General features: G+C 60.8%; 32 protein-coding genes. 12 read left to right on the top strand and 20 right to left on the bottom strand.

The window, feature by feature from the left end:
• The first annotated feature begins 3 nt into the window (after nt 1-3).
• Together AC1D17_RS09180 and AC1D17_RS09175 are read left to right on the top strand one after the other, a co-directional pair.
• The gene (locus AC1D17_RS09180) at nt 4-615 is read left to right on the top strand and encodes a GNAT family N-acetyltransferase (RefSeq protein WP_477565096.1); all 612 of its coding nucleotides are present in this window, start codon (nt 4-6) and stop codon (nt 613-615) included.
• The gene (locus AC1D17_RS09175) at nt 615-3,527 is read left to right on the top strand and encodes an EAL domain-containing protein (protein ID WP_477565095.1); all 2,913 of its coding nucleotides are present in this window, start codon (nt 615-617) and stop codon (nt 3,525-3,527) included. The genes AC1D17_RS09180 and AC1D17_RS09175 overlap by 1 nt, the downstream gene beginning before the upstream one ends.
• 102 nt (nt 3,528-3,629) lie before the next feature.
• Here AC1D17_RS09175 and AC1D17_RS09170 read toward each other — a convergent pair whose 3' ends face one another.
• The 3 genes from AC1D17_RS09170 to AC1D17_RS09160 form a co-directional block, all read right to left on the bottom strand.
• A complete protein-coding gene (locus AC1D17_RS09170; protein WP_477565094.1) occupies nt 3,630-4,706 on the bottom strand; it encodes a zinc-binding metallopeptidase family protein in 1,077 nt (358 codons plus the stop codon).
• Between the two features lie 222 nt (nt 4,707-4,928).
• Complete coding sequence (locus AC1D17_RS09165) at nt 4,929-5,120, bottom strand: CsbD family protein (RefSeq protein WP_477565093.1); 192 nt, start codon at nt 5,118-5,120, stop codon at nt 4,929-4,931.
• Nucleotides 5,121-5,239: 119 nt separating this feature from the next.
• On the bottom strand, nt 5,240-5,842 hold the full coding sequence (locus AC1D17_RS09160; RefSeq protein ID WP_477565092.1) for a YqgE/AlgH family protein: 603 nt from the start codon (nt 5,840-5,842) through the stop codon (nt 5,240-5,242).
• Nucleotides 5,843-6,115: 273 nt separating this feature from the next.
• Here AC1D17_RS09160 and AC1D17_RS09155 point away from each other — a divergent pair, with 273 nt between their 5' ends.
• Nucleotides 6,116-6,847 carry a protein-disulfide reductase DsbD domain-containing protein gene (locus AC1D17_RS09155; RefSeq protein WP_477565091.1) on the top strand — a complete coding sequence of 244 codons (732 nt, stop codon included), beginning with the start codon at nt 6,116-6,118 and terminating at the stop codon, nt 6,845-6,847.
• 76 nt (nt 6,848-6,923) lie between these two features.
• Nucleotides 6,924-7,409, top strand: a complete 486-nt coding sequence (locus tag AC1D17_RS09150; protein ID WP_477565090.1) for a redoxin family protein — start codon at nt 6,924-6,926, stop codon at nt 7,407-7,409.
• Nucleotides 7,410-7,496: 87 nt separating this feature from the next.
• On the opposite strand, the gene AC1D17_RS09145 is transcribed toward AC1D17_RS09150, so the two are convergent.
• Nucleotides 7,497-7,976 (bottom strand): SRPBCC family protein, encoded by a 480-nt coding sequence (locus AC1D17_RS09145; protein ID WP_477565089.1) that lies wholly within the window; start codon nt 7,974-7,976, stop codon nt 7,497-7,499.
• Nucleotides 7,973-8,332 (bottom strand): ArsR/SmtB family transcription factor, encoded by a 360-nt coding sequence (locus AC1D17_RS09140; protein WP_477565088.1) that lies wholly within the window; start codon nt 8,330-8,332, stop codon nt 7,973-7,975. Before AC1D17_RS09140 ends, AC1D17_RS09145 begins: the two co-directional genes overlap by 4 nt.
• A 157-nt stretch (nt 8,333-8,489) precedes the next feature.
• On the opposite strand from AC1D17_RS09140, the gene AC1D17_RS09135 reads away from it, so the two are divergent.
• The gene (locus AC1D17_RS09135) at nt 8,490-8,786 is read left to right on the top strand and encodes a hypothetical protein (RefSeq protein ID WP_477565087.1); all 297 of its coding nucleotides are present in this window, start codon (nt 8,490-8,492) and stop codon (nt 8,784-8,786) included.
• A 35-nt stretch (nt 8,787-8,821) separates the two neighbouring features.
• Nucleotides 8,822-9,223 (top strand): VOC family protein, encoded by a 402-nt coding sequence (locus AC1D17_RS09130; RefSeq protein ID WP_477565086.1) that lies wholly within the window; start codon nt 8,822-8,824, stop codon nt 9,221-9,223.
• Here the strand turns inward: AC1D17_RS09130 and rnhA are convergent.
• The 14 genes from rnhA to coxB form a co-directional block, all read right to left on the bottom strand.
• A complete protein-coding gene (rnhA, locus tag AC1D17_RS09125) occupies nt 9,207-9,665 on the bottom strand; it encodes a ribonuclease HI (RefSeq protein ID WP_477565085.1) in 459 nt (152 codons plus the stop codon). The two genes, AC1D17_RS09130 and rnhA, sit on opposite strands and share 17 nt — an antisense overlap.
• Nucleotides 9,662-10,642, bottom strand: coding sequence for a homoserine kinase (locus tag AC1D17_RS09120; protein WP_477565084.1), 981 nt, complete (start codon nt 10,640-10,642; stop codon nt 9,662-9,664). The genes rnhA and AC1D17_RS09120 overlap by 4 nt, the downstream gene beginning before the upstream one ends.
• Nucleotides 10,643-10,754: 112 nt before the next feature.
• Nucleotides 10,755-11,762 carry a 4-hydroxy-3-methylbut-2-enyl diphosphate reductase gene (gene ispH / locus AC1D17_RS09115; protein ID WP_477565083.1) on the bottom strand — a complete coding sequence of 336 codons (1,008 nt, stop codon included), beginning with the start codon at nt 11,760-11,762 and terminating at the stop codon, nt 10,755-10,757.
• Between the two features lie 3 nt (nt 11,763-11,765).
• Nucleotides 11,766-12,131: a DUF1304 domain-containing protein gene (locus AC1D17_RS09110; protein ID WP_477565082.1), complete on the bottom strand. Its 366-nt coding sequence runs from the start codon at nt 12,129-12,131 to the stop codon at nt 11,766-11,768.
• Nucleotides 12,132-12,163: 32 nt separating this feature from the next.
• Complete coding sequence (locus AC1D17_RS09105) at nt 12,164-12,934, bottom strand: SURF1 family protein (RefSeq protein WP_477565081.1); 771 nt, start codon at nt 12,932-12,934, stop codon at nt 12,164-12,166.
• Nucleotides 12,903-13,286, bottom strand: a complete 384-nt coding sequence (locus AC1D17_RS09100; RefSeq protein ID WP_477565080.1) for a DUF983 domain-containing protein — start codon at nt 13,284-13,286, stop codon at nt 12,903-12,905. The genes AC1D17_RS09105 and AC1D17_RS09100 overlap by 32 nt, the downstream gene beginning before the upstream one ends.
• Before the next feature lie 139 nt (nt 13,287-13,425).
• Nucleotides 13,426-13,713, bottom strand: a complete 288-nt coding sequence (locus AC1D17_RS09095) for an addiction module antidote protein (protein ID WP_477565079.1) — start codon at nt 13,711-13,713, stop codon at nt 13,426-13,428.
• The gene (locus AC1D17_RS09090; RefSeq protein WP_477565078.1) at nt 13,710-14,015 is read right to left on the bottom strand and encodes a type II toxin-antitoxin system RelE/ParE family toxin; all 306 of its coding nucleotides are present in this window, start codon (nt 14,013-14,015) and stop codon (nt 13,710-13,712) included. Before AC1D17_RS09090 ends, AC1D17_RS09095 begins: the two co-directional genes overlap by 4 nt.
• 107 nt (nt 14,016-14,122) lie before the next feature.
• Nucleotides 14,123-15,001 (bottom strand): cytochrome c oxidase subunit 3, encoded by an 879-nt coding sequence (locus AC1D17_RS09085; protein WP_477565077.1) that lies wholly within the window; start codon nt 14,999-15,001, stop codon nt 14,123-14,125.
• 62 nt (nt 15,002-15,063) lie between these two features.
• Nucleotides 15,064-15,681 (bottom strand): cytochrome c oxidase assembly protein, encoded by a 618-nt coding sequence (locus AC1D17_RS09080; RefSeq protein WP_477565076.1) that lies wholly within the window; start codon nt 15,679-15,681, stop codon nt 15,064-15,066.
• A 12-nt stretch (nt 15,682-15,693) separates the two neighbouring features.
• Nucleotides 15,694-15,834: a hypothetical protein gene (locus AC1D17_RS09075; protein WP_037106419.1), complete on the bottom strand. Its 141-nt coding sequence runs from the start codon at nt 15,832-15,834 to the stop codon at nt 15,694-15,696.
• Nucleotides 15,834-16,790 carry a heme o synthase gene (locus AC1D17_RS09070; RefSeq protein ID WP_477565075.1) on the bottom strand — a complete coding sequence of 319 codons (957 nt, stop codon included), beginning with the start codon at nt 16,788-16,790 and terminating at the stop codon, nt 15,834-15,836. The genes AC1D17_RS09075 and AC1D17_RS09070 overlap by 1 nt, the downstream gene beginning before the upstream one ends.
• Nucleotides 16,791-16,897: 107 nt before the next feature.
• Entirely contained in the window at nt 16,898-18,592 is a 1,695-nt protein-coding gene (gene ctaD / locus AC1D17_RS09065) for a cytochrome c oxidase subunit I (RefSeq protein WP_477565074.1), read from the bottom strand.
• Nucleotides 18,593-18,627: 35 nt separating this feature from the next.
• Complete coding sequence (gene coxB, locus AC1D17_RS09060; protein WP_477565073.1) at nt 18,628-19,512, bottom strand: cytochrome c oxidase subunit II; 885 nt, start codon at nt 19,510-19,512, stop codon at nt 18,628-18,630.
• Between the two features lie 469 nt (nt 19,513-19,981).
• Between coxB and AC1D17_RS09055 the strand changes: the two genes are divergently transcribed.
• The 3 genes from AC1D17_RS09055 (at nt 19,982) to AC1D17_RS09045 (ending at nt 23,349) form a co-directional block, all read left to right on the top strand.
• The gene (locus AC1D17_RS09055; RefSeq protein WP_477565072.1) at nt 19,982-20,521 is read left to right on the top strand and encodes an invasion associated locus B family protein; all 540 of its coding nucleotides are present in this window, start codon (nt 19,982-19,984) and stop codon (nt 20,519-20,521) included.
• A 269-nt stretch (nt 20,522-20,790) separates the two neighbouring features.
• Nucleotides 20,791-22,206 (top strand): metalloprotease TldD, encoded by a 1,416-nt coding sequence (gene tldD, locus AC1D17_RS09050; protein ID WP_477565071.1) that lies wholly within the window; start codon nt 20,791-20,793, stop codon nt 22,204-22,206.
• A gap of 111 nt (nt 22,207-22,317) precedes the next feature.
• Nucleotides 22,318-23,349: a polysaccharide deacetylase family protein gene (locus tag AC1D17_RS09045; protein ID WP_477565258.1), complete on the top strand. Its 1,032-nt coding sequence runs from the start codon at nt 22,318-22,320 to the stop codon at nt 23,347-23,349.
• Between the two features lie 6 nt (nt 23,350-23,355).
• On the opposite strand, the gene pdxH is transcribed toward AC1D17_RS09045, so the two are convergent.
• The gene (gene pdxH, locus AC1D17_RS09040) at nt 23,356-23,976 is read right to left on the bottom strand and encodes a pyridoxamine 5'-phosphate oxidase (RefSeq protein WP_477565070.1); all 621 of its coding nucleotides are present in this window, start codon (nt 23,974-23,976) and stop codon (nt 23,356-23,358) included.
• 126 nt (nt 23,977-24,102) lie between these two features.
• On the opposite strand from pdxH, the gene AC1D17_RS09035 reads away from it, so the two are divergent.
• The 3 genes from AC1D17_RS09035 (at nt 24,103) to fabI (ending at nt 26,947) form a co-directional block, all read left to right on the top strand.
• Nucleotides 24,103-24,552 (top strand): RT0821/Lpp0805 family surface protein, encoded by a 450-nt coding sequence (locus AC1D17_RS09035; protein ID WP_477565069.1) that lies wholly within the window; start codon nt 24,103-24,105, stop codon nt 24,550-24,552.
• Between the two features lie 229 nt (nt 24,553-24,781).
• Nucleotides 24,782-25,876: a DnaJ C-terminal domain-containing protein gene (locus tag AC1D17_RS09030; RefSeq protein WP_477565068.1), complete on the top strand. Its 1,095-nt coding sequence runs from the start codon at nt 24,782-24,784 to the stop codon at nt 25,874-25,876.
• 252 nt (nt 25,877-26,128) lie between these two features.
• Complete coding sequence (gene fabI / locus AC1D17_RS09025) at nt 26,129-26,947, top strand: enoyl-ACP reductase FabI (RefSeq protein ID WP_264222129.1); 819 nt, start codon at nt 26,129-26,131, stop codon at nt 26,945-26,947.
• Nucleotide 26,948: the final 1 nt, after the last annotated feature.

Genomic DNA, 26,948 nt, shown 5'->3' with positions numbered 1-26,948 from the left:
TCTATGACACGATCGGTCTTTCGGTTTCTGTCACGGCAGCCGGACCCGATCGAAATTGGCAATACGGCGCATTTGCTGAGGCTGCCCAAGACATCCGACTATCGTCAATGGTATCAGTTGCGCAGCGAAAGCCGCACCTTTCTCGAGCCGTGGGAGCCGACCTGGCGGGCCGACGAGATGACCGAAAGCGCCTTTCGCACCCGCGTCATCCGCAACGAACAGGAATTTGCCTCTGGCCAGGCGGTGCCCCTGTTCATTATTTCGCGCGCCGGCGACCAGCTGATCGGCGGCCTGACCATCGGTTATATCCGCAGGGGCGCCGCCCAATGTTGCATGATCGGCTACTGGATGGGCGAGAGATTTGCCGGCAAGGGGCATATGGCCGATGCCGTCAAGCTGGCTATCCCCTATATCTTTACGGGCCTTCAGTTGCACCGTATTGAAGCAGCCTGTATTCCCGAGAACCACAGAAGCATCCGGCTCCTTGAAAAGGCCGGGTTTCAGCGCGAAGGCTATTTGCGGGAATACCTGAAAATCAACGGGCAATGGCGGGATCACCTGATGTTCTCCCTCCTCTCGCAGGACAGCATGCAACATAAGAATTCGAGTGATTGATGTTTTTGAACCGCCACCCGTTCCACCCGTCAGCACGAAGGCTCTTGGCGCTTCTTACCGCCATGATGATCGCGTTCTGCCTGATCGGTAGCGGTACGGCACTTGCCACCGAACCCGTCAAGATCTCCCGCGAGGACACGGCCCTCGACCTGACGGCGACGACGGAAATCTATACCGGCCGCGGCGAAGCCTTCCAGGTCTCGACGGCGCCCGGCACCGACGGCATCGTCCGGCGCATCGAAGTCCGCTCCAGCGCCGACAACCATCAGGGCGACTGGGCCGTGTTTGCCCTTGCCAACGTTTCGGAAGAACAGCTGGAGCGCGTTATCGTCGCCCCGCACTTTCGTCTTGTGAATTCGAAACTGTTCTGGCCGGACCTGGGCTCGCAGCGCATCCTGTCGATCACACCGAGCGAAGGCTTTGCGCTCGACCGCCAACCGAGTGATGAAGCCGACGTCTTCCGCATCACGCTCAACCCCGGCTCGGTCATCACCTTCGTTGCGGAACTTGCCGGTCCCGACCTGCCGCAGATCTATCTATGGCAGCCCGACGCCTACAAGGACACGGTTAACGCTTTCACACTCTATCGCGGTATCGTGCTCGGCATTGCCGGGCTTCTGGCGGTGTTCCTGACCATCCTGTTCGTCGTCAAGGGCACCTCGATGCTGCCGGCGACGGCAGCGCTCGCCTGGGCGGTGCTTGCCTATATCTGCGTTGACTTCGGCTTCCTGTCGAAGCTGATCTCGATCACCGCGGGCGACGAACGCATATGGCGGGCGGGCACGGAAGTGTTCCTTGCCGCCGGCCTGGTGATCTTCCTGTTCACCTATCTCAACCTCAACCGCTGGCACCAGCACTTAAGCTATGCGACGCTTGCCTGGATTCTCGGCCTTGGCCTTCTGTTCGGCGTTGCCATCTACGATCCGGCCATCGCTTCGGGCATCGCCCGCCTCTCCTTCGCGCTGACCGGCACCGCTGGCATCGTGCTGATCGCCTATCTCGGCTTCAACCGCTATGACCGCGCCATCCTCCTGGTGCCTGCCTGGCTTTTGATCCTGGTCTGGCTGTTCGGGGCATGGCTTACCGTCACCGGCCAGCTTGCCAATGACATCGTCCAGCCAGCTCTTGGCGGCGGTCTTGTTCTCATCGTGCTCCTGATCGGCTTCACGGTGATGCAGCACGCCTTTGCCGGCGGCGCCTATAGCCAGGGGCTGTTTTCCGACCTCGAACGCCAGTCGCTGGCGCTGACCGGCTCCGGCGATACCGTCTGGGACTGGGACGTGGCGCGCGACCGCGTTGTCACCATTCCGGATATCTCTGCCCAGCTCGGCCTGTCGCCCGGCACCATGCATGGTGCGGCCCGCAACTGGCTGCCGCGCCTTCACCCCGACGACCGCGACCGGTTTCGCGCGACTCTCGACGTTCTGCTCGAACATCGCAAGGGCCGGCTGAACCACGAATTCAGAGTGCGCGCCGAAGACGGGCATTATCACTGGCTGTCGATCCGCGCCCGCCCGGTGCTCGGCGCCAATGGCGAGATCATCCGTTGCGTCGGCACCATCGTCGATATCACCGAGCAGAAGAACTCCATCGACAGGCTGCTGCACAATGCGCTGAACGACAATCTGACCGGATTGCCGAACCGGCAGATCTTCCTCGACCGGCTGCAATCCATCCTGTCGCTGGCCCCCGGCTCCAGCGCCGCCCGTCCGACCGTCATCACCATCGATATCGACCGTTACAAGCAGGTCAACGACACGCTGGGCATTGCTGCCGGCGACAATATCCTGATCGCGCTGACGCGCCGCCTGCGGCGGCTGGTGAAGCCGCAGGACACGCTGGCGCGTCTCGGCGGCGACGAATTCGGACTGATCCTGATGTCGGAGCGCGATACGGCCAAGGTTGCCGATTTCGCCGACGCGGTCTCCAAGGCGATCATGGTGCCGCTCAATTTCGGCAATCGCGAAATCAATCTGACGGCCTCGATCGGCCTCGTCTCCTGGGTCGACCAGCAGGAAAATGCCGCAGGCCTGCTTGACGATGCCGAGCTTGCGATGTTCCGCGCCAAGAAGGCCGGCGGCAATCGCGTCGAACCTTTCCGCCCGGCCTTCCGTGCCTCAGGAACAGATCGCCTGCAGCTTGAAACCGACCTGCGCCGCGCCATCGAGCGCAAGGAGCTGAACCTCGTCTACCAGCCGATCGTGCGCCTGGTGGATGCCGAGATCGCCGGTTTCGAGGCGCTGATGCGCTGGGAGCATCCCAAGCGCGGCAGCATTTCTCCATCGGAGTTCATCCCGATCGCAGAAGGCTCCGATCTTATCAACGAACTCGGCATGTTCGCCTTCGAAAAGGCGACCAGCGACCTGACCGAATGGCAGCTCCAGACCGGCGACCTGCCGATCTTCGTCTCCATCAACCTGTCAAGCGCACAGCTGCTCAACAACGAGCTCTATGACGACGTCCGCGCGGTGTTGAACAAGAACCATTGCGATCCGCGCAAGGTGAAGGTGGAGCTGACCGAATCCGTCGTCATGGAAAATCCCGAGCAGGCGCGCCTTGTTCTGGAGAAACTGAAGGATGCCGGCCTGAAATTGGCGCTCGACGATTTCGGCACCGGCCATTCGTCGCTCGCCTACCTCACCCGCTTTCCCTTCGATACGATCAAGATCGACAAGTCGCTGGTCAGGGACCCCAGCGACAAACGCTCGATCCTTTTGCGCTCGGTCATCACCATGGCCCGCGAGCTCGAGATGCAGGTCGTCGCCGAAGGCATCGAATCCGAAGAAGACGCGATCCAGCTCGCCCAGATGGGCTGCGACTTCGGCCAAAGCTTCCTCTTCGGCCCGCCAATCGGCTCGGAATCGATCCAGCGGTTGCTGAAAGAGCGATTTCCGTTGATGAAGCGGGCGTGATTGAGGCAGTAGGCAGTAGGCAGTAGGCAGTAGGCAGTAGGCAGTAGAAATATTCCACTGCTTTGAGCCTGGAAGCGACAACTATTGGCTACTGGCTACTGGCTACTGGCTATACCCCGCCCCCGCCCGCCTGATCAGCCTGTTGATGAAATCCAGTTTATCTATCACCGGCGGCGAGAGCACGAACGGATAGCTGTCTGGCTGTCCCATGCTGCGCTGGAGGCTGTTCAGGGCGACGCTGAGCGGGATCCAGGCATCGACGAGGTCCTGCGCACGTGTCGCGCGATACGGATCGAAATCGACTTCCGCGGCCATCTCCTCGTGGCGGCGCGGCTCGGTCGACAGGCCGAACGAACGGGCGGTTTCCAGCGTGTCGACGATGTGGAAGAAATGCGCCCAGCATTCGGCGAAATCCTCGGCCGGATGGGCGCTGGCATAGGTGCTGATAAAACTCGTCTGCCAGCCGGCCGGAGGCCCCTGTTCGTAATTGCGCTTCAGGGCGGCGGCATAATCGAGCCGTTCGTCGCCGAACAGCGCCCTTGCCGCATTAAGCGTCTGGTCGTCGCGCACCAGCTGGGCCCAGTAGAAATGGCCGATCTCGTGGCGGAAATGACCGAGCAGGGTCCTGTATGGCTCATTCATTAAGACCCGCACGCTTTCGCGGGTCGCATCGTTTGCTTCGGCCGCCCGCAGGCTGATCAGGCCATCCTCATGACCGGTCATGGCCGGCATGAGATTGCCGTAGACATCGACTTCATCGGCAAGGAAATCGAAGACGAGCCCGCCTTGCGGGTCGGCGTCCCGGCCGGGGCGCGGCAGGTTCCAGCGCAACAGCGAATAGAACAGGTGACGCTGCGCCTGGCCGATCTTCTGCCAGCGCAAGAGGCCTTCCGGATTGTCCGTTACCGGGACGATGCGATTGTAGCGGCAGGCCTGGCAATAGAGGTGATCGTCATTGCTCGATATCAGCCAGTTGCAGATGTCATGCGCCGCATTGGCGCAGAAACGCACATCGGCCTCCTTGCGCGACGATGCCTGATAGAGGTTGTCGCCCGCCGGTGTCAGCGCCTGCATGGCCATCGCTTCCGGCAGAAATCCCAATCGCGAGCCGCAGTTGATGCAGACACGATTGTCGAAATGAACAGGGTTTCCGCAATTGCCGCATTCGTACAGTCTCATTGGATTATATAGCCCGCCTGATGATCGTGTGGCGACCGCATTCGACTATGCCGACCGTCGCCTTAGTTTTTAGCATCGCACCCGCAGAGAAATGCCCGCTGGCGCGAAGCACAGCGGGCATCGGCGCTGAAACCTTCCATCCAGTTGAACCCGTCAGGACAGTCGATTCGCGCACTTTAGAGCCACCGGTTCCCCTTGGAGAGATGACCGGCGGCAAACCGTTTACATGCGATCGACGGAACCCTTGACGGCGTCCTTGGCCTTGCCGATGGCGGTCTGGACCTTACCCTTGATTTCCTGGCCCTTGCCTTTCGCCTGCAGCCTGCTGTTGCCGGTTACCCTGCCTGCAGCCTGCTTGATCTTGCCTGCGGCCTTGTTGGCGGCACCGGAAATCTTGTCGGAAGTGCTACCCATGATCAGTCTCCTCGAGAGGTTGAGGACATGAACGGCGCGGTCCTACCCTCGCGACGGGAAAACGGGGAGCGGCTCAAATTGTTCCGGCACAACGTCAAAAAGACGGAAAATAGATTCGGTTATGCGTGACCGGCATCGACCGAGAGCATGGCGGGGGAGACCCCCATCAGCGCCAGCGCCCGGTCGTATTTGTCGTCAAGGCCGCGGTCGAAGATCAGCTCCTCGCTCGCCGGGCAATTGAGCCAGCCATTGTTGGCAATCTCGTTTTCGAGTTGGCCCGCACCCCAGCCGGCATAACCGAGCATCATCATCGCCTTGGCTGGCCCCTCGCCGCGCGAGATGGCCCGGACGATGTCGAGCGTTGCCGTCAGGCAGATGTCATCGCTGACCGGAATGCTGGATTCGCTCAGGTAATCGTCCGAATGAAGGACGAAGCCGCGCCCGGTTTCAACCGGACCGCCGGTCTGGATCTGGAAATCGCGGGTGACGCCGGGCAATCTGATCGCCTGCGCCTGATCGATGATGTGCAGATGCAGGAGAACGTCGGGAAAGGTCAGTTGCTGCGGCCGATTGAGCACGAAGCCCATGGCGCCGTCGTCCGAATGGGCGCAGACGAAGATGACCGTGCGGGCAAAATTGCTATCGAACATCCCAGGCATGGCGATCAGGAACTGACCGTCCAACACGCCGCGCTCGCGTTTTTTCTGGAACGTCGCCATCATGGTCTTCGCCTATCAACTCGGTTCAAATGAAAAGCGCTTCCATCCTGATCATTTGTTCTGACGATTTTCATCGGCCTGAGATCGTATCGACTTCAAGAGAAAATGATCGCGAGGTGAAAGCAGACACCTTTCAACCATGCCCCAAAACCGATAAGCCTCTGCATCATGAAACATTATCGCCTCCTAGAGAATGTGCCTCATTTGGCTACGCTGGCAACCCTTTCGGCGTATTTTTTTGCAACATCTGCCGCATATGCTGCACAGAGCCATTGGGTGCAATCGGAGGGTGGCGATGTCCGCATCGTCGCCGACAGGCCGGAACCGGACGGCACGATCCCGGCCATTCTCGACATCCGGCTGAAGCCCGGCTGGAAGACCTATTGGCTCGAACCGGGCTCAAGCGGTATCCCGCCGCAGGTAAGCATCGATCCGCAGGACGGCATCGCCTTTTCCGGATTGCGCTTTCCCGCACCGAAGGCCTTTCACGACGGCATTGCAAGCTATACCGGCTACGACCATTCGGTGGCCTTCCCGCTTTCGCTGAAGCGCGAGAGGACCGGCGACCTCTCCCTGAAAGTCTCGGTTTTCCTCGGCATCTGCAAGGAAATCTGCATTCCGGTTCAGGCCGATCTCAACCTTTTTCTGCCGGAGAGCCTGGCGGAAAACCCGCTCGACCAGGCCCGGATCGACGACGCCGTTGCAGCACTGCCCATGGAACCGTCCGACACGTTCAAAGTGACCGCTGCCTCGTTTGATGCCGCAGGCAAACGCCTGCATGTGTCGCTGGTGACGCCGAAAGCGGCAACGCCTGCCGAACTCTTCCTTGCGGGTCCGCCCGGCTACAGCTTCGGCAAGCCGGAAGTGGTCGCGTCCGAAAACGGCAAGCTCACGGCGGAGATACCCGTGCGCGTTCCGGCAAAAGGCGGCGCGTTGAAAAGCGGATCGGTCGCGCTGGTTGCTCGCGCCGGCGGCCTCAGCATGCAAACCCCGCTTGCCTTTGACTGAACCAAATCTATATTCCCATCCAACCCATGGGGCCATCGTGCTCCAGCCTTCCCGAATGACCTCAAGGAGTGAGACCGTGACCATTTCCGTCGGAGACAAGCTGCCCGCCGCCACGTTCAAGGAAAAGACCGCCGATGGCCCGGTGGAAATCACCACCGAGCAACTGTTTGCCGGCAAGAGGGTCGTGCTGTTTGCCGTTCCCGGCGCCTTCACCCCGACCTGCTCGCTCAACCATCTGCCCGGTTACCTTGAGAACCGCGACGCGATCCTTGCGCGTGGCATCGACGACATCGCCGTTGTCGCCGTCAATGACCTGCATGTGATGGGCGCTTGGGCGACCGCATCCGGCGGCATGGGCAAGATCCATTTCCTCTCCGACTGGAACGCCGCCTTCACCAAGGCGCTGGGCATGGACATCGATCTCTCCGCCGGCACGCTCGGCCTGCGCTCGAAGCGCTATTCGATGCTGGTCGAAAACGGCGTGGTAAAGACGCTCAACGTCGAGGAAAGCCCCGGCCAGGCGACGGTTTCGGCCGCCGCGGCAATGCTCGAACAGATCTGAACGCTGCCATCCAGATACCAGATGCCTATTGGAAAGCCCGCATGCGGGAAGCGCATGCGGGCTTTCGTGCCTGCCGTCAATCGAGGCCTATTGCACGCTCCGCTCGACAAGCTTTGCAAGTTGTCCGATGACCGTGCCCCAGCCATCGTAAAAGCCCATTTCCTCATGCATGTTGCGGTCGGCATTGCTCTTGTGCATGACATGGGCGGCGTAATCCGTCCCTTCCGGATGATCCTGCAGCGTGATGATCGCCGTCATGAAGGGTTGTTCGGCCGGCCGCCATCCGCCGACCAGCGCATTGGTGAAGACGATCCGCTCGCCATCCTCGACGGCAAGAAAACAGCCGCTCAGATGCGGCTGGAAATCACCGCCGTTTTCGCTGATCTGCGTGACGAATGCGCCGCCGGGGCGCAGCTCCATCTCGGTGACCTTGCATCTGGCCGGTTCGGGGATCCACCATTGCTCGAAGCTCGACGGATCGGTCCAGGCGTTCCAGACGAGCGATCGTGGAGCCCTGATCAGCCGTGAAATCGTCAGGTCGAGTTCCGGATTGATTGATCTGCTCATGTTGAACCTCCCTTTGTCTGCGCCCTGGTTGTCTGCGCCTTGGCGACAAACTGCTCGAGCCTGTCGGTCCGGCCTTCCCAGAGCGCCCGCTGTGTAGACAGCCAAGCCTCGACGGCGGCAAACTGCCTTTTCTCGATAGCGCAGGTCCGGACGCGGCCTTCCTTGCGCGTCTGGATCAACCCGTTGCCTTCGAGAAAGTGGATGTGCTTCATGAACGACGGCAGGGCCATGTCGAAAGGTTTGGCCAGGTCGCTAATGCTGGCCGGCCCCAGGCCCAATCGCGCCAAAACGGCCCGGCGGGTGGGATCGGCAAGCGCCTGGAAGACGCCATCAAGCTGTTCCGAATACTGATCCATAAGGCTAACTATCACGATAAGACACTTAGCGCAAGAGCTAAGTGTTTGCGACGCAACGCCGCCCTGGTCCTTGACTTGAACGGACATCCTGTCACGCTGCGGCCGCCGCACCTGCGGCTCCATTCCTTGTATTCGAGAAAGCGTTCGGGAGATCACGATGAAGACGTTTCTGCGCATTGCCGCCGCTTTCGCTGCCATAGCGGTTGCAGGACAGGCCGCGGCCAAAATTCCGCTGGTCAATGCCACCTGCCCGGGCAAGATCGAGGTTCATGCCGATGCGGGCGGACCGATCTATATCAACGGCAAGGAAGGCAAGTTGAAAGTCTTCAACGAGAACTATTACGAAGCCAAGGGCAGCGGCGTCACCATCTCGCTCAGCATCAATCCCGACGGCTCCACGGCTGTCAGCTATACCGGCAAGGGCGGCGCCAATGGCGTGTGCACCGTAAATTAATCGCACGAACGCCGTTGCCAGCCGCCAGAGGTCCCATGAAACAGAGTATCGCCCTGATCGCGCTCGTCGTTCGTGACTATGACGAAGCGATCGATTTCTATGTGACCAAGCTGGGTTTCGTGCTGGTCGAGGACACCTACCAGCCGGAACAGGACAAGCGCTGGGTCGTGGTCAGGCCACAAGGAGAGGCAAGCACATCCCTGCTTTTGGCGCGGGCTTCCTCGCAGCATCAGGAGACCTTCATCGGCAACCAGGCCGGCGGCCGGGTTTTCCTGTTCCTGCAGACTGACGATTTCTGGCGCGATCATGCGAAGATGGTTGAGACCGGCATCCGGTTTACCCGCGAGCCGAAGGAGGCCCCCTACGGCATCGTCGCCGTGTTCGAGGACCTCTACGGGAACCTGTGGGATCTGGTGCAGTTCACGGACGGCCGTTAGAGCGCTTCATCTTGAACGGCTCCATGCCCTTGCGGGCCAGTTCGTCGGCGCGTTCGTTTTCCGGATGGCCGGCATGGCCCTTGACCCAGTGCCAGGTGACCTTGTGGCTCTGGTTGGCGGCATCGAGCGCCTGCCAGAGTTCACCGTTCTTCACCGGCTTCTTGTCGGCGGTCTTCCAGCCGTTCCTCTTCCAGCCGTGAATCCACTTGCCGATACCGTCCATGACGTATTTCGAATCGGTGTAGAGATCGACCTCGCACTGGGTTTTCAGACTGGTGAGCGCGGTGATCGCCGCCAAAAGTTCCATGCGGTTGTTGGTGGTTTCCGCTTCGCCGCCGCACAGGTCCTTCTCGGTCTCGCCATAGCGCAGCACTGCGCCCCAGCCGCCCGGCCCCGGATTTCCGGAGCAGGCTCCATCGGTGAAGATATCGACATGTTTCATGCGGGCATTGTCTCGTGGGTCAGGCCGTATTCGGCAGCAGTTGCGACGGAGCGATGGAATTGCAGCTTCTTCAGATATTCGAGCGGGTCTTTCTTGACCACCAAGGCGCCGGCCGGCGTCATCAGCCAGTCGTAGAGCCGCGTCAGGAAGAAACGCAGGGCCGAACCGCGGGCGAGCAGCGGCAGGGCTTTAATCTCGTCTGCGGTCAACGGCCGCACGCTCTGGTAGCCCGATAACAGCGCCATGCCCTTGGTGATGTTGAAGGCGCCGTCCTTTTCGAAGCACCAGGCGTTCAGGCAGACCGAGACGTCATAGGCGAGCAGGTCGTTGCAGGCAAAATAGAAGTCGATCAGACCGGAAAGCTCGTCACCGAGGAAGAAGACGTTGTCGGGGAAAAGATCGGCATGGATGACGCCTTCCGGCAGGTCTTTCGGCCAGTTGGCCTCGAGGAAATCCAGTTCACCGGCAATCTCGGTCGCAAGTCCCGGCTGCACCTCGTCGGCGCGATCGCGCGAATTGTTCCAGAGCGGCCGCCAGCCGCCGACGGACAGCGCGTTGGGACGCCGGATCTCGAAACCTTCACCTGCCACATGCATGGCCGCGAGCGCCTTGCCGACTTCGCGGCAATGGCTGGCGTCAGGCTTGCGCAGCCACATGCCTTCAAGGAACGAAATGACCGCCGCCGGACGGCCGGAGAGATGACCGAGCAGTTCGCCATCGGCGCGCGGCAAGGGCAGCGGGCAGGAAAGCCCCTTGCCGGCAAGGTGATGCATCAACCCCAGAAAGAACGGCAGGTCGTTCTGGTCCACGCGCTTTTCGTAAAGCGTCAGGATGTAGGAGCCCTTGGTGGTGTGCAGCAGGAAGTTGGTGTTTTCGACGCCTTCGGCGATGCCCTTGTAGGACGTCAGCGTGCCGACGTCATAGGCGGTCAGAAAGTGGGCGAGTTCGTCTTCGGTAATGTCGGTGTAAACTGCCAAGGTCGTTCTCGTGGTTGGAATTGGAAAAAGGTTGCCGGTCTATGGATCCTCGGGTCATCCTCGGGTTTAACCCGAGGATGACCCGAGGATCCACCCCACCCGCAGGCATTGCCTACTCCCCATTCACGAACGCCATGTCCTGGGCCGTCAACGGCACGTGGCGAAGCTCGCGGTTGACGAGGAAGTTTTCGGTTTCCTCGACCGTATCGGCAAGCTCCACCGCGGCATCGTAACGTTCGCGAAAAGCCTCGATGATCTCGTTGACGATGACTTCGGGTGCCGAGGCCCCCGCCGACAGGCCGACTGTAGAGACATCGCCGAAATCATCCCAGTCGATTTCCGACGCCCGCTGGACAAGCACCGATTTTTTCGCCCCGGCCCTCAGTGCCACTTCGACCAGACGCTTGGAGTTCGACGAGTTCGGTGCGCCGACGATGATGAAATGATCGCAGCCGGGGGCCGCCTGTTTCACGGCTTCCTGACGGTTGGTCGTCGCGTAGCAGATCGAATCGGCGGCGGGTGCCGTCAGGTTCGGGAAGCGCTCGTGCAGACGCTTGATGACGCCGGCGGTGTCATCGACCGACAGCGTCGTCTGGGTGACGAAGCCGAGATTGTCGGCGTCCGGGGGCATATAGGTTTCGGCGTCCTCGACCGTCTCCACCAGCGACACGGCGCCTTCCGGCAGTTGCCCCATCGTGCCGATCACTTCCGGATGGCCGGCATGGCCGATCAGCACCACGTGGCGGCCGAGCTTCTGGTGGCGCATGGCCTGCTTGTGGACCTTGGAAACCAGCGGGCATGTGGCGTCAAGATAGAAGAGATTCCGTTCCGTGGCGTCGGCCGGCACCGACTTCGGCACGCCATGAGCGGAAAAGACCACCGGCTGCTTGCGATGCTCCGGCGGAATTTCGTCGAGCTCCTCAACGAAGATCGCCCCCTTGGCCTCAAGGCCCTCGACGACGTAACGGTTGTGAACGATCTCGTGGCGAACATAGACCGGCGCGCCATATTCCTTCAGCGCCAGAACGACGATCTGGATCGCCCGGTCGACGCCGGCACAAAAGCCGCGCGGACCGCAAAGGCGCAGGGTGATCGGTGTCTTTGCCGGAAGAGAAGTCATCTATCAGAATGCCAGTAAGGTGAACACAAGGCCGAGAATTGCCGGTCCGCCCTGCACCAGCAGGATGCGCGGCTTGACCGACCATGCGCCATATATAGCGGCAACGATCACGCACACAAGGAAGAACAGCTTCAACTGGAGCGCAAATTCCGGCGGAACAGCGATGAGCGACCAGACGAGCCCGGCGGCGAGAAAGCCGTTATAGAGCCCCTGATTGGCCGCCAGAACCCTGGTCGCTTCGGCCTGCTCCGGCGTCATCCGGAACACTTTTCGCCCCTGTGGTCCCGTCCAGAGAAACATTTCCAGCACGAGAAAACCGACATGCATCAGAGCCGTCACCGCGATCAGAATATTTGCAAGAATGGCCATTCGATCTCCTCCGGCGCGATGTTGCGCCGACCTTAAGTCTTGCGCCGGAAGATGAAAATCCCGCTGATGACGACCAGCGCCGCAGCCAGGCCATACCAGGTCATCGCATATTGCAGATGGCTGTTGGGCAGGTCGAATTGCGTCACGCCGCCGATCGGCATGCCGCCGGGATTGGGCGTCGCATCGGCATCGATGAAGAAGGGCATGACCTTTGCGGGATCGAGCCCGGCACTTAAGGCCATGACATCGAGATCCTTCCAGTAGAAGATGTTCTTGGCGACATCATTGTCCGGCACGGCCCAGGACGGCTTTTCCGTCAGCTTGGCGCGGGCAAGACCGGTGACGGTCTGTTCGCCGGTCAACTGGCCCTGCTTGCGCATTTCCGGCTCCTTGCGCTCGAAGGAGACGAAACCGCGATTGACGAGGACAGCCCGGCCATCGGCCAGCTCAAGCGGCGTATAGACGTAATAGCCGGTGCGGCCTTCGTAAGTTGCGAAGAAATGCCGTTCCTTGTTGTTGATATAGGTGCCGGTCACGCGCACCGTGCGGTAGTCGACATCCCCCCCAGCCCTGGCCAGCGCCTCGATCGCCGCTAGGCCGGCCGGCGGTGCTGCGCGGCGCTCCGCTATTGCCGCCAGAAGCCCCTCTTTCCATGCAAGCCGCTGCATCTGCCATGTTCCAAGCGACAACAGGACAGCGAGCGCGATCAGAACCAGCACGATGCCGGCGATACGGCCGGCAAGCCCGCCGCTCCTTTTTCCGGTCACGGTATCAGCCACGGTCGATCTCGCCCTGGCGTGCATTGTTGCGGAACTGCAGGTTGATCAGGACGCCCTTGAGCATGCGCATGAGGGCGAGGCTGAAGACGATAGCAAGCGGTATCCACAACAGGAAATGCACCCAGAGCGGCGGATTGATATTGACCTCCGTCCACAGCGCAGCCCCCACGACGATGAAGCCGACGATCAGGATGACGAAGACGACCGGCCCATCGCCGGCGTCGGCGAAGCCATAATCGAGGCCGCAGCTGGCACAGGACGGCTTCATCTTGAGGAAGCCGTCAAACAGCTTGCCCTGGCCGCATCGCGGGCAAAGCCCCCTGAGCCCGGCCTTGACCGGATCGACCGGCGGAAAATGTGCGCTGTCTTCGTTCATTTCGGTTCTTCCAAATTGTCCGTGGCCTTTTTGGTGGCCGGTATTTAGCAGACTAGGTAACCCGCGCCCGCGTCCTCGTCCAACGCAAAGCCTGCGACATAGAGACTTTTCCGGACAGCAGATCGCGCGTTTTCAAAGATCAGGCACGGTCGGCAACGACCGTCATCTTCAATCCCAATGTGGTGACGATCTTATGGAGGGTTTCGAATCGGGCCTTCGACCCACCGCGAAGAGATTTGTATAGGCTCTCGCGGCCCAAACCCGTGGCCTTGGCAATCTCCGACATGCCGCGTGCCTTGGCCACGTCGCCAAGGGCGGTGATGAAGACATCTGGATTTTCATCCTCCATCGCTGCCGTCAGATATTCCGCGATAAGATCATCGTCGTCCAGAAACTCGGACACATCGAACCTTGAAATCGTCGTCATGATTGATCCTTCGCAAGCTGCATCGCCAACTTCAAGGCGGCGCCGATATCCCGCTTCTGGCTGGATTTGTCGCCACCGATCAGCAGAAGATAGACGACGTCGCCCGTGCGTTTGAAATACAGGCGATAGCCGGGTCCATAGTGAATTCGCATCTCGGACACTCCCCCGCCCACAGGCGAGCAGTCCCCCAGGCTGCCAAGCTCGGCGGACCGTATCCGCGCAAGAATTCTGGCCTTCGCCTTGATGTCCCGCAACGAAAACAGCCAATTTTTGAACACATCGGTTGTTTCAAATACGAGCATAGCCGACTGTATCCAAAAGGATACATCTCGTCAATTCGCGCGCAGGTACCAGAAACAGAAACGGCCGCATCGCTGCGGCCGCTTGAAAATCCATTTTTGTAGCCCGATCAGCCGTGGGCGAGCGGGGCACCCCAGCCGCCCCAGACGTAGATCGAGAAGAACAGGAACAGCCAGACGACGTCAACGAAGTGCCAGTACCATGCGGCGGCTTCGAAGCCGAAATGCTGCTTGGGCGTAAAGTCGCCTTTCACGGCGCGCAGAAGGCAGATGAGCAGGAAGATCGTGCCGATCAGAACGTGGAAGCCGTGGAAGCCGGTCGCCATGAAGAAGGTCGCGCCGTAGATCGAATCCTTGAATGCGAACGGTGCGTGGGCGTATTCGTAAGCCTGAACGCTCGAAAACAGGATGCCGAGCAGAACGGTCAGCGTCAGGCCGTTGACGAGGCCCTTGCGGTCGCCATGCAGCAGCGCGTGATGCGCCCAGGTCACGGTCGTGCCGGACAGCAGCAGGATGACGGTGTTGTAGAGCGGCAGGTGCCAGGGATCGAGAACCTCAATGCCCTTCGGCGGCCAGACACCGCCGGTGAAGGCGGTGCGGGTTGCCTGGATGGCTTCGCCCGGGAACAGGCTCGCATCGAAATAGGCCCAGAACCAGGCGACGAAGAACATCACTTCGGAAGCGATGAACATGATCATGCCATAGCGCAGGTGCAGCGACACGACGCGGGTGTGGTGGCCCTCATGCGCTTCCTTGATCGTATCCGACCACCAGCCGAACATCGTGTAGAGTACGACTGCAAGACCGATGAAGAACACCCACGGATTGGCAAGTTCGAGACCGAACAGCTTGAACGAACCACCGGCCAGGTAGCGCATGTAGGCAACGCCGCCGAACGCCATGATGAAAGCGCCGATCGAGGCGATCAGCGGCCAGGGGCTCGGATCGATGATGTGGTAGTCGTGGTTTTTCTGGTGCGCATCGGCCATGTGGACTATCCCCGATAAGTCTTTCTCGTGTCGTTTCCGGCTTAGCCGAAAACGGTGATCTGTCAAAGTTTGTTGTCAGTTTCGGCAGGCTTTACCGTCAGCGCCGCGATCGGCTTTGACGGCTGGCGGGCGTAGAATGTGTAGGAGAGCGTCAGCGTGTTGATGCCCTTGGTCTCAACCGCCTTGACGATTTCCGGATCGACGAAGAACACCACCGGCATCTTCATGTCTTCACCCGGCTGCAGCGTCGTTTCGGTAAAGCAGAAACACTGAACCTTGTTGAAATAGGCGCCGGCCGCCATTGGCGTGACGTTGAACACCGCCTGCCCGGTCGTCGCTTTCTTCGAGAGGTTCTTTGCCTCGAACTCGATCTGCACGGTTTCGCCGATCTTCAGCTCGATCTCGCGTTGCACCGGCTTGAAATCCCAGGGCAGGTCGGATGCGGTGTTTGCATCGAACGTCACCTTGATTGTCTTGTCGAGGATGACGTCGGAGGCCTGCTCGACGCGCTTGGTCGTGCCGTTATAGCCGGTCACCTTGCAGAACATGTCGTAGAGCGGCACGGCGGCATAGGCCATGCCGGTCATGCCGACCACGAAGGCGAGGCAGGACCCGACGATGACGCCGTTTGCCCGGTCCTTCTTCTGCTGTGGCTGCTCTGGCCTGTTCGTCGCTGTCATCGCCGTGCGATCCTACTGAACCATGCCATTGCTGAACTTGATCAGCGTCACGATGTAGAAAATGGCAACGAGGCCGAAGAGGACGACGCCAAGCGCGATGTTGCGGCCGCGCCGCGATTTCTTCTGGGCGTCCGTGAGTGTCACGAGTTCCATCAGGCAACCTTTCCGGCAGTAAGCCACAGCGTGGCAATCAGATGATCGATCATCAGCGCGGAGAAGATCGCGAAGAGATAGAGGATCGAAAATGCAAAGAGTTTCTTGGCCGGCACCATCTTCTCGTCACCCTCCGGCATGCGGTGCACGCCGATCGAGTACCAGATGAAACCAAGGCCGAGGGCTGCGGCGAACGCGCCGTAGACTAAACTGGAAAAGCCGAGTGCGGTCGGCACAACGCCGATGATCGCGGTCAGCACCGCATAGATCACGATCTGCGTCTTGGTGGTCGCCTCGCCGCTGACATTCGGCAGCATCGGCACGCCAACGGCGCCGTAGTCGCGCATCTTGAACAGTGCCAGCGCCCAGAAATGGGCCGGCGTCCACAGGAAGGTGATGAGAAAGAGCACGATGCTCTCGATGGCGATGCCATTGGTCACGCAGGCCCAGCCGATCATCGGCGGAAACGCGCCGGCGGCTCCGCCGATGACGATGTTCTGCGGCGTCGAGCGCTTCAGCCACATCGTGTAGATCACCACGTAGAAGAAAATCGTGAAGGCGAGCAGACCGGCCGACAGCCAGTTGACGACGATACCGAGAATGCAGACCGAGAAGGCCGACAGCGTCAGGCCGAAGGACAGCGCTTCGCGCGGCAGGATCTTGCCAGCCGGGATCGGCCGCTTTGCGGTCCGGGTCATCACCGCGTCGATATCGGCGTCGTACCACATGTTGAGGGCACCGGAGGCGCCGGCACCCACGGCGATACAGAGGATCGCGATGAACCCGATGAAAGGATTGATGTGTCCCGGCGCCATGACCATGCCGGCGAGTGCCGTAAACACCACCAGCGACATGACGCGCGGCTTCAGCAGCTCGAAGAAATCGCGCGCAGAGGCCTCAGAAAGACGAACGCCGCCTTCCGTGCCGATTGCTTCGTGATTGTCGATAACCTGCATTACCCAAGTCCTTGGATTTGTCCGGCGCATCCTTTGCGCCGTATTGCCGGGTATCCCGGCGTTGGACGAAGCCGCCGTTTCCGGCGGCTTCGAATTGAGAGCGGCGCTTACTTGATGCGCGGCAGCTGTTCCCACTGGTGGAACGGCGGCGGCGAAGTCAGCTGCCATTCCAGGGTGTTTGCACCCTCGCCCCAGGGGTTGTTACCCGCAACGCGCTTCTTGGCGAAAGCCTCAAAGACGCCGAACAGGAAGATCAGCACGCCGAAGGCCGAGATGTACGAACCATAGGACGATACAGCATTCCAGCCTGCATAGGCATCCGGATAATCGATGTAACGGCGCGGCATGCCGGCAAGACCGAGGAAATGCTGCGGGAAGAACACCAGGTTCACACCGATGAACATGACCCAGAAGTGCAGCTTGCCGAGGAATTCCGAATACATGTAGCCGGTCATCTTCGGGAACCAGTAGTACCAGCCGGCAAAGATTGCAAACACGGCGCCGAGCGACAGAACGTAGTGGAAGTGGGCAACCACGTAGTAGGTGTCGTGCAGCGAGCGGTCGAGACCGGCATTGGCGAGCTGAACGCCCGTGACGCCGCCGACGGTGAACAGGAAGATGAAGCCGATTGCCCAGACCATTGGCGTGGCGAAGCGGATCGAACCGCCCCACATCGTCGCGATCCAGGAGAAGATCTTCACGCCGGTCGGAACCGCGATGACCATCGTCGCGAAGACGAAGTAACGCTGCGTGTCGAGCGACATGCCGACCGTGTACATGTGGTGCGCCCAGACGATGAAGCCGACGGCGCCGATCGCGACCATGGCGTAGGCCATGCCGAGGTAGCCGAAGATCGGCTTCTTCGAGAAGGTCGAGACGATATGGCTGACGATGCCGAAACCGGGCAGGATCAGGATGTACACTTCCGGGTGGCCGAAGAACCAGAACAGGTGCTGGAACAGGATCGGGTCGCCGCCGCCTTCAGGCGCGAAGAAGGACGTGCCGAAGTTGCGGTCGGTGAGCAGCATGGTGATGCCGCCCGCCAGAACCGGCAGCGACAGAAGCAGCAGGAAGGCAGTGATCAGAACCGACCAGGCAAACAGCGGCATCTTGTGCAGCGTCATGCCCGGAGCGCGCATGTTGAGGATGGTGGTGATGAAGTTGATCGCACCGAGGATCGACGAGGCGCCGGCAATGTGCAGGCCAAGGATCACGAGGTCCATCGATGGACCCGGCGTTCCGGCCGTCGATAGAGGCGGATAGACCGTCCAGCCCCCGCCTGAGCCATACCCGCCGGCCGGACCTTCGACGAACATCGAAAGCAGCACGAGAAGAAAGGCCGGAATGATCAGCCAGAAGGAGATGTTGTTCATGCGCGGGAACGCCATGTCAGGCGCACCGATCATGATCGGCACCATCCAGTTGGCGAAACCGCCGATCAGCGCCGGCATGACCATGAAGAAGATCATGATGAGCGCATGCGCGGTCGTGAAGACGTTGAACATCTGCTTGCCGCCATCGATGGCAGCGTCGCCCTGGAAGCCATAGACCATGGACGCCAGACCGTGGAAGATCTGGATACCCGGCTCCTGCAGCTCGGCGCGCATGAACACCGACAGCGTGCCGCCGACGATACCCGCGAAGATCGCGAAGATCAGGTACAGCGTGCCGATGTCCTTGTGGTTGGTCGAGAGGAACCAGCGCTGAAAGAAACTCAGCGGCTTGTGGGCGTGATCATGGTCGTGCCCGTGATCGTGGGCGTGATCATGAAGGTGATCGTGTTGCGCGGTTGTTCCGGCCATTGGGTCGAGCTCCCCTTCGAATTCTGTAGGGCGAATTACTGTGCGGCGTTTTCAGYGACGTCTACGGTCTTTGCCGCGCCGTCGATGGAAGCCATGAGTGCCTTGTTCGCTTCACCCACATTGGTGGCGGCGGCAGCAAGCCAAGTCTTGTACTTGTCTTCGCTGACGACACGGATGGCGATCGGCATATAGGCATGGTCCTTGCCGCAGAGCTCGGAACACTGGCCGTAGTAGAGACCTTCGCGATCGGCCTTGAACCAGGTTTCGTTGAGGCGGCCCGGAACGGCATCGATCTTCACGCCGAAGGCCGGCATGGCGAAGGCGTGGATCACGTCGGCTGCGGTCACCAGAACGCGAACGGTCTTACCGACGGGAACGACGACTTCGTTGTCGACGGCGAGAAGACGCGGATATTCGTGCTTGTCTTCCTTGCCGAGCGACGCGCGGTCCTCTTCCTTCATCAACAGGCTGTCGAAGGAGAGCGGGCTTTCGCCGACTTCATATTCATAGGACCAGTACCACTGGTTGCCGGTCGCCTTCAGCGTCAGGTCCGGATTTTCCGGCGGCGTCAGCTGCGCGGTCAGGAGCTGGAAAGACGGGATCGCCAGGAAAAGCAGGATGATCACCGGACCAAGCGTCCAGACGATCTCGATTGCCGTGTTATGGCTGGTCTTGGAAGGAACCGGATTGGCCTTCTCGCGGAAACGGACCACGATCCAGATCAGAAGCGCCAGGACAAAAAGCGTGATCGGAATGATGAACCAGAGGGTGTAATGCTCGAACCATGTAATTTCTTCCATGATTCCGGTTGCTGCCGTCTGAAAGTTGGTCTGCCATGCGACCGGCTTGTCAGCCAAAGCATTCGAAGCAAAAAGCAGACAGGCAATCGATGCCAAAACTGCAAAAGCCTTGTTTTTCACTATAGTGTCTCCCTGGGCGCTTGATCAGGATCAAAGCGTAACGCAGAATCCTTAGCCATACTGAAGCGCTTCAAACCACAGTTTGATGAACGCCGCAACATCTGTCCCGTCAAGCCCATGCGGCATTTTGCGCAAACGACGCTTTTCACACAAACTGTTAAAGCCATGCGGGCCCTACAGATACCGGCAGCGGCGACAAGGCAGCGCTGACGGCGGCGGCTATTTCAGGCCAATCCCCAGCTCCTATACCATATATATGGCGCGATCGGCACTGCGCCGGCAGCTTCTGGCAGTGGTTTGAGGCTGGCTTGCCGTTTTATACCAGGTTTCGGCGATCGAGACTTGGTATGAGGCCCGTGCAGGAGCCCCATTTCCGCCACACCGGACTGGAATGTACCCACGCGGGGCTTTTCATTTGCGGCTACGCGCTTCAAGAATAGCCAGACTGATTCTTATATTTGAGGTTTACATGGGCCTGCCCCTCCTTTCCCGGCTGCCGATCGCGGCGTTCGGACTTGCTGCCGCTCTTTTTTCCTATTCGGCAGCGGCCCAGCAGCCCGGAGCACAACAGCCAGGCACACCCGGCACCGTGAAATCCAACCACGGTGCGTGGTCGATCGTCTGCGACCAGCCGGCGGGCGCAACCGCCGAGCAATGCGCGCTGATGCAGAACGTCATTGCGGAAGACCGGCCGGAAGTCGGCCTTTCGGTCGTCGTTTTGAAGACCGCGGACCGCAAGGCGAAGATCCTGCGCGTCTTGGCGCCGCTCGGCGTCCTCCTTCCGAACGGCCTTGGCCTCAATGTCGATGGCAAGGATATCGGCCGCGCCTATTTCGTCCGCTGCTTCTCCGACGGCTGCTATGCCGAAGTGGTGCTGGAAGAAGAACTCTTGAAAACCTTCCGGTCCGGCGGACAAGCGACCTTCATCGTCTTCCAGTCCCCTGAAGAAGGTATCGGCATCCCGGTCGATCTGAAGGGCTTTGGCGAAGGCTACGACGCGCTGCCGTAAGGCGCCTTCCACTTCTCCCGTGAGGGAGAAGTGCCGAACGCAGTGAGACGATGTCGGGGCTAAACTGCACATCCGCACGCGTGAGGCGTCCCCCTCACCCGGCGCTAAGCGCCACCTTCTCCCCACCGGAGAAGTGGAGCCGAAAGCTCTTTGCACGAATAGGCGAGACGGCGTATCCCGGTGAGAACGTCTTTACATCTGCGCTTGCCCCTCCCTGCGCCCGTCCCTACATAGAGCGAACATTTCCATCAGTATCCGGAGCCTCGCCCATGAACACCGATCTCATCAAACTGTTCGACAGCGACGAGGCTGCCATCCGCGAGGTCCTGGCGCAGACGCTGTCCGGCGCCGATGATGGCGAGCTGTTCATCGAACACAGTCAGTCGGAGGCGCTGTCCTTCGATAATGGCCGCCTGAAAGGCGGCAGCTTCAACACCGACCAGGGTTTTGGCCTGCGCGCCGTTGCCGGCGAAGCGGTTGGCTATGCCCATGCCGGCGATCTGTCGCTTGCCGCCCTCAAGCGGGCCGCCGATGCGGTCGGCGCCGTCACGCGCGGCTATTCCGGCACCTATGCCGCAGCCCCGCAGCGCACCAACAAGAAACTCTACGGCGACGAAAACCCGATCGGCGAACCGAGCTTCGAGGCCAAGGTTTCGCTGCTTACCGAGATCGATGCCTATCTGCGCGCCAAAGACCCGAAGGTCCGGCAGGTCACCGCCTCGATCGCCGCCAGCTGGCAGGTGGTCGATATCCTGCGCGCCGACGGCGAGCGCATGCACGATATCCGGCCGATGACGCGCCTCAACATTTCCGTCGTCGTCGGCGACGGCGACCGGCAGGAAGCCGGTTCCTACGGCGTCGGTGGCCGCCGCGGATTTGGCGATTTCGTCGCGACGGATAATTGGCAGCGCGGCGCAGACGAAGCGCTGCGGCAGGCTTTGGTCAATCTCGAAGCCATCGATGCGCCGGCCGGCACCATGGACGTGGTTCTCTCCTCCGGCTGGCCGGGCGTCATGCTGCATGAGGCCGTCGGACACGGGCTGGAAGGCGACTTCAATCGCAAGAAGACCTCCGCCTTTGCCGGCCTGATGGGGCAGACAGTTGCAGCCAAGGGCGTGACCGTCGTCGATGACGGCACGATCGAAGCCCGCCGCGGCTCTCTCACGATCGACGACGAAGGCACGCCGTCCGGCTACAATGTCCTGATCGATGACGGCAAGCTCACCGGCTACATGCAGGACCGCCAGAACGCCCGGCTGATGGGCATGAAGGCGACCGGCAACGGGCGGCGCGAATCCTACGCGCATGTGCCGATGCCGCGCATGACCAACACCTATATGCTCGGCGGCGACAAGAGCCCGGAGGAAATCATCGCCTCGGTGAAGAAAGGCATCTATGCCGTCTCCTTCGGTGGCGGCCAGGTCGATATCACCTCGGGCAAATTCGTCTTCGGCTGCACCGAGGCCTATCTGATCGACAACGGCAAGATCGGCGCGCCGGTCAAGGGCGCCATGCTGATCGGCAACGGACCCGACGCCATGCAGCGGATCACCATGATCGGCAACGACATGAAGCTCGATACCGGCATGGGCAATTGCGGCAAGGGCGGCCAGTGGGTGCCGGTCGGCGTCGGCCAGCCGCATCTGCGCATGAACGACATGACCGTCGGCGGCACGCAGGCCTGATCGCAGGCCTCCCTCTCCACGGCCCCTGCCAAAGACCGATTCAGCCGGTGTTAACGCCGCCGCAGCTAATGTCGCCTCCGATATTGCGCCGGGGGGACACTCTTGAAAAACATGTTGCGACAGGCCGTCAAACGCACTGCCATTACCGGCGGCCTGAAGGCCGCGGGGCTGTTGCATGCCGGCGGCCTGATGCGAAATGCCCGCGGTCGCGGCGCCATTTTCACACTCCATCATGTCCGCCCGAAACAACCCCGCGCCTTCGATCCCAACGCGCATCTTGAGATCACCCCGGAATTTCTGGAAACGGCGATCACCACGTTAAAACGCGATGGCTACCGCTTCATCGCCCTCGATGCCCTGCCCGCCCATCTTGCCTCGGACGACCCCCAGCCGGTGGCCGCTTTCACGCTGGATGACGGCTACCGCAACAATCTCGAACATGCCGCCCCGGTTTTCTCCAGGCACGATGTGCCCTTCACCGTCTTTGTGGCCGGCGGCTTTATCGACCGCACCCACACGCTCTGGTGGGAAACACTCGCCGATCTTCTGGAGCGGCAATCAAGCCTGACCTTCGACTTCGGCACCGGCGATGAAACCCTGGCACTTGGCAGCCTCCAGCAGAAGCAGGCCGTTTTCGACCGCTTCGCTTCCTTTCTTCATTCGATAGACGAAGCCACCGCGATCGACCGCCTGAACCGGACGGCGCAGGCGCTCGGCATCGATGCCACGGGGATCACCGCCGCGCTGACGCTGGACGAGAGCGGCCTCAAAGCGCTGGTTGAGAACCCGCTCGCCAGCCTCGGGGCGCATACGATCAGCCATCGTTCGGTCACGCGCCTGAACGGCGAGACGGCGCGCGCGGAGATGGACCTTTCGGCCATGAGGGTGGAGCAGATTACCGGGTACAGGCCGACATCGCTTGCCTATCCCTATGGTTTTGCCACCGCCGTCTCGGCGCGCGATCACCGGCTGGCCAAGGATCTCGGTTTCAGCACGGCTGTGACGACGCAGCCGGGAACGCTCTCCGATAGCGTCAACGCCGCCGCCCTGCCCCGCATCTCGCTCAACGGCCACTTCCAGAAAGCCGGATATGTCTCGGCGCTTGCGTCTGGCATCGCCTTCAGGCTGATGGGCGCGCGCTAGAGCCCCTCAGGGATACATCCGGACCTTCGTCCAATCGCCTGCCGCTTCGTCGCGGCGGAATTCGATCCGGTCATGCAAACGGAAGGCGCCGTCCTTCCAGAACTCGATCGAGGTCGGCTTGATGCGGAAACCCGACCAGTAAGCGGGGCGCGGAATCTCGCCGATGGCATATTTCAGCGTATATTCGGCAACGGCCTTTTCCAGCGCGAACCGGCTTTCGAGGGGCCGCGATTGCTTGGAGGCCCAGGCGCCGATGCGGCTGCCGCGTGCCCGGGTCTTGTAATACTCGTCAGCCTCTTCGTTGCTGACGATTTCCACCGGGCCGCGCACCCGGACCTGGCGGCGCAGCGTTTTCCAGTGGAAGCACATCGCAGCCTTCATGTTGCCAAGGATTTCCTGCCCCTTATGGCTCTCGAAATTGGTGTAGAAGACGAAACCGCGTTCGTCGAAGTCCTTCAACAGCACCATACGGACATCCGGCAGGCCGTCGGCATCCACGGTCGCCAGCGCCAAGGCATTGGGATCATTGATCTCTGTGGCCTGCGCCTCTTTCAGCCATGTGCCAAAAAGGGAAAAGGGCTCATTCTCTTGCGTGAAGTCACCAGTTGTTAACCCAGTCTCACTCATATTGTCATCCAATGCCGTAACGTGTGGCGCGGGTGCAATTCCCGCCCGCCGAACAATAAATGTCAGAGCTTGCACGTTGCGTCTCCGGACCTTGAAGCCGCTCTTTCCAGTCTGACAGGTATACCGTTGCAAGACATAGCAAAGTGGATCGAGGACACCAAGGTTTTATCCCGATTGACGGGGATTGCCGCGATGTGCCTGACCGCGACCACGCTGTCTGGATGCCTGGGCGGTCTCGATTTTGCCGGATCGACCGACGTCGACAGGACGGTTGCGACAAGTTCCGTCCCCTCCGTCCGCAGTGACGAGGACAATTCCGACGCCGTCACCGTCAGAAACGCCGTGTCGTCCGCCGACGTGACAAGGGCTGCCGGAAACCCCATTCCCTGGGCCAATTCCACCTCCGGCAGTGCCGGCGTCATCAGCAGCATTTCCGAGGAACAGGTGAACGGCACCACCTGCCGCCGGTTTACCACCACGCGTCACTCCTATCAGGGCATTGCGAAGTTCGACGGCAACACCTGCCTGATGGGGAACGGCGAATGGTACTTGACCAGCTTTGGTCCGCGCAGCTGACGCCGCACCGGTACATTCCGCTACCGGTCGTTAACCACGCTTCAACGAATTCAATGGGCTGCGTCCAAAAAACGCCCTTCCGAGCGCACGGCTAACCCTAATTTAAGGTGCGGTTTCTCATCATCGCAACGATCGGGAACGGGCCTTTCGGCGCGGTCTTCCCATTGGTTCAACAGGCTGAAACGAACCGCTGCATGCGGCATCTCGGCCCTCAAGAGCGGTGACATGCATGCGTGATCCCTATTCAGTGCTCGGCGTCAGACGCAATGCCGGACCGGACGAGATCAAGGCCGCCTGGCGGTCCGTGGCAAAAGCCGTGCATCCCGACCAGAACAAGGACGACCCGTTGGCCACTCAGCGCTTTGCCGAAGCCGGCCGCGCCTACGAGGTGCTGAAGGATCCGAAGCTGCGCAACCGCTACGACTATGCCCGCCGCGAGGCCGAACTGCGCCGCATGGAAGAAATGAAGCGCAAGGCGCAGGGCACGGAGGAAGAAACGATCGACCCCGAAACCGCCGAAGACATGATCTCGCGCATCTTCGGCACTGACGACCGGGCAAAGGCACAGAACGCAAGGCCGCAGGAGAGAAAACCGGCGGCGGCACCGCGGGCGAAGACCGAACCGAAGCCGGAACAAAAACCAGAACCAAAGGCCGAGACGGCGGCGGAGCCGCAAGCCCATCCGGAAGCCAAGCCCGATCCAGCCGACAAAGCGCCCATGCTCGGCGGCTTTCCGCGGGCGGCGGCACCGGCGGCAGAACTTGTCTCGGCCATCGTCCGGCGCATTCGTGGTGCGGCCGGCAAGCCCGCACTGGAAAAAGTGCCTGACATTTTTTGTGACGTCACGGTCTCGATCGAGGATATTTTCCGGCGCGAGAAGGCGACGGCAACCCTGCCCGACGGCCAGACATTGAAGGTCGCCCTGCCCGCCGGCACGACGGACGGCAGCATCGTGCGCCTCAAGGAGATGGGGTATCGCCTGAACGGCATGCTGCGCGGCGACGTCGTCGTTGCCGTGCGTGTCGATCAGGACGGCCGTTTCCGCACCGACGGAACAGACCTGCGCACCACTTTGCCCGTCAACATCCAGGATGCGGTGCTGGGGTGCGAAACGGTGGTGGAAACGCTCACCGGCCCGGTCAGCGTCACCGTGCCGGCCTGGTCCGGCTCCGACCATGTGATCCGGGTCGCAGGCCATGGATTGCCCACCGCGGAGGGCAAGCGCGGCGATCTGCTGGTGGAGCTGCGGCTGATGCTGTGGGAAAAGCCCGACGAGAAGGTCACCGACCTCATGCGCAGCCTGCGCAACGGCCTCTTCCTGTAAAGGTTTCACGACAGCCGCGGTGGATGACGGCCCCTTGCGTGGCCGCTGACCCAATATTACGGGGACTAACAGTTCCTGATCTTAGCCGCGCTTGAACCACCGGGGCGGCTATGTCATAGCCAATGCTCGAAAAATTCAGAGCCGACGCGACCGCAAGGGGCGCGAAGGTTCCGGCAGGTTCAACATATGCGAATTTCCAGCCGGCACATGCCCGGCTGACGAAAGCATAGGCTTTATTGGGGGCATAACATCATGTCGCAAACATCCGGTCTGATGAAGGGGAAACGCGGCCTCATCATGGGCGTCGCAAACAACCGGTCGATCGCATGGGGTATTGCCAAGGCAATTCACGCGCAGGGCGGCGAACTGGCATTCACCTATCAGGGCGACGCCCTGAAGAAGCGGGTCGAACCGCTGGCTGAGGAACTCGGTGCGGTCATGGCCGGCCATTGCGACGTCAGCGATGAATCCACCATCGACGCGGTCTTCGAAAACCTGGAGAAGATCTGGGGCAAGATCGATTTCCTCGTGCACGCCATCGGCTTTTCCGACAAGGACGAACTGACTGGCCGCTACGTCGACACGTCGGCTGCGAACTTTGCCCTGACGATGAACATCTCGGTCTATTCCTTCACCGCCGTCGCACGGCGCGCGGAAAAGCTGATGACCGATGGCGGCTCGATGCTGACCATGACCTATTACGGCGCCGAAAAGGTGATGCCGAACTACAATGTCATGGGTGTTGCCAAGGCGGCACTCGAAGCCAGCGTCAAGTATCTCGCCGTCGATCTCGGCCCGAAGAACATCCGCGTCAACGCGATCTCGGCCGGCCCGATCAAGACGCTTGCAGCGTCGGGCATCGGCGACTTCCGCTATATCCTCAAGTGGAACGAATACAACGCGCCGCTGCGCCGCACCGTTACCATCGAGGAAGTCGGCGATGTCGGCCTCTACATGCTGTCCGACCTGTCGCGCTCGGTGACCGGTGAAGTCCATCATGCCGACAGCGGCTACCATGTCGTCGGCATGAAGGCCGTCGATGCGCCGGATATCGCCGTCGTCAAGGACTGAC

It is taken from the genome of Pararhizobium sp. P1_E7 (genome assembly GCF_056405855.1).
This window is presented reverse-complemented; position numbering and strand designations above follow the sequence as displayed.

Bases quoted from the DNA above. Each gene is read 5' to 3' on its own strand.
- AC1D17_RS09085 (WP_477565077.1), bottom strand. From the start codon at position 15,001: ATGGCCGATGCGCACCAGAAAAACCACGACTACCACATCATCGATCCG.
- AC1D17_RS09170 (WP_477565094.1), bottom strand. From the start codon at position 4,706: ATGAGACTGTACGAATGCGGCAATTGCGGAAACCCTGTTCATTTCGAC.
- AC1D17_RS09075 (WP_037106419.1), bottom strand. From the start codon at position 15,834: ATGGAACTCGTGACACTCACGGACGCCCAGAAGAAATCGCGGCGCGGC.
- AC1D17_RS09055 (WP_477565072.1), top strand. From the start codon at position 19,982: ATGGGCCTGCCCCTCCTTTCCCGGCTGCCGATCGCGGCGTTCGGACTT.
- AC1D17_RS09140 (WP_477565088.1), bottom strand. From the start codon at position 8,332: ATGGATCAGTATTCGGAACAGCTTGATGGCGTCTTCCAGGCGCTTGCC.
- rnhA (WP_477565085.1), bottom strand. From the start codon at position 9,665: ATGAAACATGTCGATATCTTCACCGATGGAGCCTGCTCCGGAAATCCG.
- AC1D17_RS09135 (WP_477565087.1), top strand. From the start codon at position 8,490: ATGAAGACGTTTCTGCGCATTGCCGCCGCTTTCGCTGCCATAGCGGTT.
- AC1D17_RS09175 (WP_477565095.1), top strand. From the start codon at position 615: ATGTTTTTGAACCGCCACCCGTTCCACCCGTCAGCACGAAGGCTCTTG.
- AC1D17_RS09090 (WP_477565078.1), bottom strand. From the start codon at position 14,015: ATGCTCGTATTTGAAACAACCGATGTGTTCAAAAATTGGCTGTTTTCG.
- AC1D17_RS09110 (WP_477565082.1), bottom strand. From the start codon at position 12,131: ATGGCCATTCTTGCAAATATTCTGATCGCGGTGACGGCTCTGATGCAT.
- AC1D17_RS09070 (WP_477565075.1), bottom strand. From the start codon at position 16,790: ATGCAGGTTATCGACAATCACGAAGCAATCGGCACGGAAGGCGGCGTT.
- AC1D17_RS09160 (WP_477565092.1), bottom strand. From the start codon at position 5,842: ATGATGGCGACGTTCCAGAAAAAACGCGAGCGCGGCGTGTTGGACGGT.
- AC1D17_RS09130 (WP_477565086.1), top strand. From the start codon at position 8,822: ATGAAACAGAGTATCGCCCTGATCGCGCTCGTCGTTCGTGACTATGAC.
- ctaD (WP_477565074.1), bottom strand. From the start codon at position 18,592: ATGGCCGGAACAACCGCGCAACACGATCACCTTCATGATCACGCCCAC.
- fabI (WP_264222129.1), top strand. From the start codon at position 26,129: ATGTCGCAAACATCCGGTCTGATGAAGGGGAAACGCGGCCTCATCATG.
- AC1D17_RS09080 (WP_477565076.1), bottom strand. From the start codon at position 15,681: ATGACAGCGACGAACAGGCCAGAGCAGCCACAGCAGAAGAAGGACCGG.
- AC1D17_RS09145 (WP_477565089.1), bottom strand. From the start codon at position 7,976: ATGAGCAGATCAATCAATCCGGAACTCGACCTGACGATTTCACGGCTG.
- AC1D17_RS09165 (WP_477565093.1), bottom strand. From the start codon at position 5,120: ATGGGTAGCACTTCCGACAAGATTTCCGGTGCCGCCAACAAGGCCGCA.
- AC1D17_RS09105 (WP_477565081.1), bottom strand. From the start codon at position 12,934: ATGCACGCCAGGGCGAGATCGACCGTGGCTGATACCGTGACCGGAAAA.
- AC1D17_RS09045 (WP_477565258.1), top strand. From the start codon at position 22,318: ATGTTGCGACAGGCCGTCAAACGCACTGCCATTACCGGCGGCCTGAAG.
- AC1D17_RS09100 (WP_477565080.1), bottom strand. From the start codon at position 13,286: ATGAACGAAGACAGCGCACATTTTCCGCCGGTCGATCCGGTCAAGGCC.
- pdxH (WP_477565070.1), bottom strand. From the start codon at position 23,976: ATGAGTGAGACTGGGTTAACAACTGGTGACTTCACGCAAGAGAATGAG.
- ispH (WP_477565083.1), bottom strand. From the start codon at position 11,762: ATGACTTCTCTTCCGGCAAAGACACCGATCACCCTGCGCCTTTGCGGT.
- AC1D17_RS09095 (WP_477565079.1), bottom strand. From the start codon at position 13,713: ATGACGACGATTTCAAGGTTCGATGTGTCCGAGTTTCTGGACGACGAT.
- AC1D17_RS09030 (WP_477565068.1), top strand. From the start codon at position 24,782: ATGCGTGATCCCTATTCAGTGCTCGGCGTCAGACGCAATGCCGGACCG.
- tldD (WP_477565071.1), top strand. From the start codon at position 20,791: ATGAACACCGATCTCATCAAACTGTTCGACAGCGACGAGGCTGCCATC.
- AC1D17_RS09180 (WP_477565096.1), top strand. From the start codon at position 4: ATGACACGATCGGTCTTTCGGTTTCTGTCACGGCAGCCGGACCCGATC.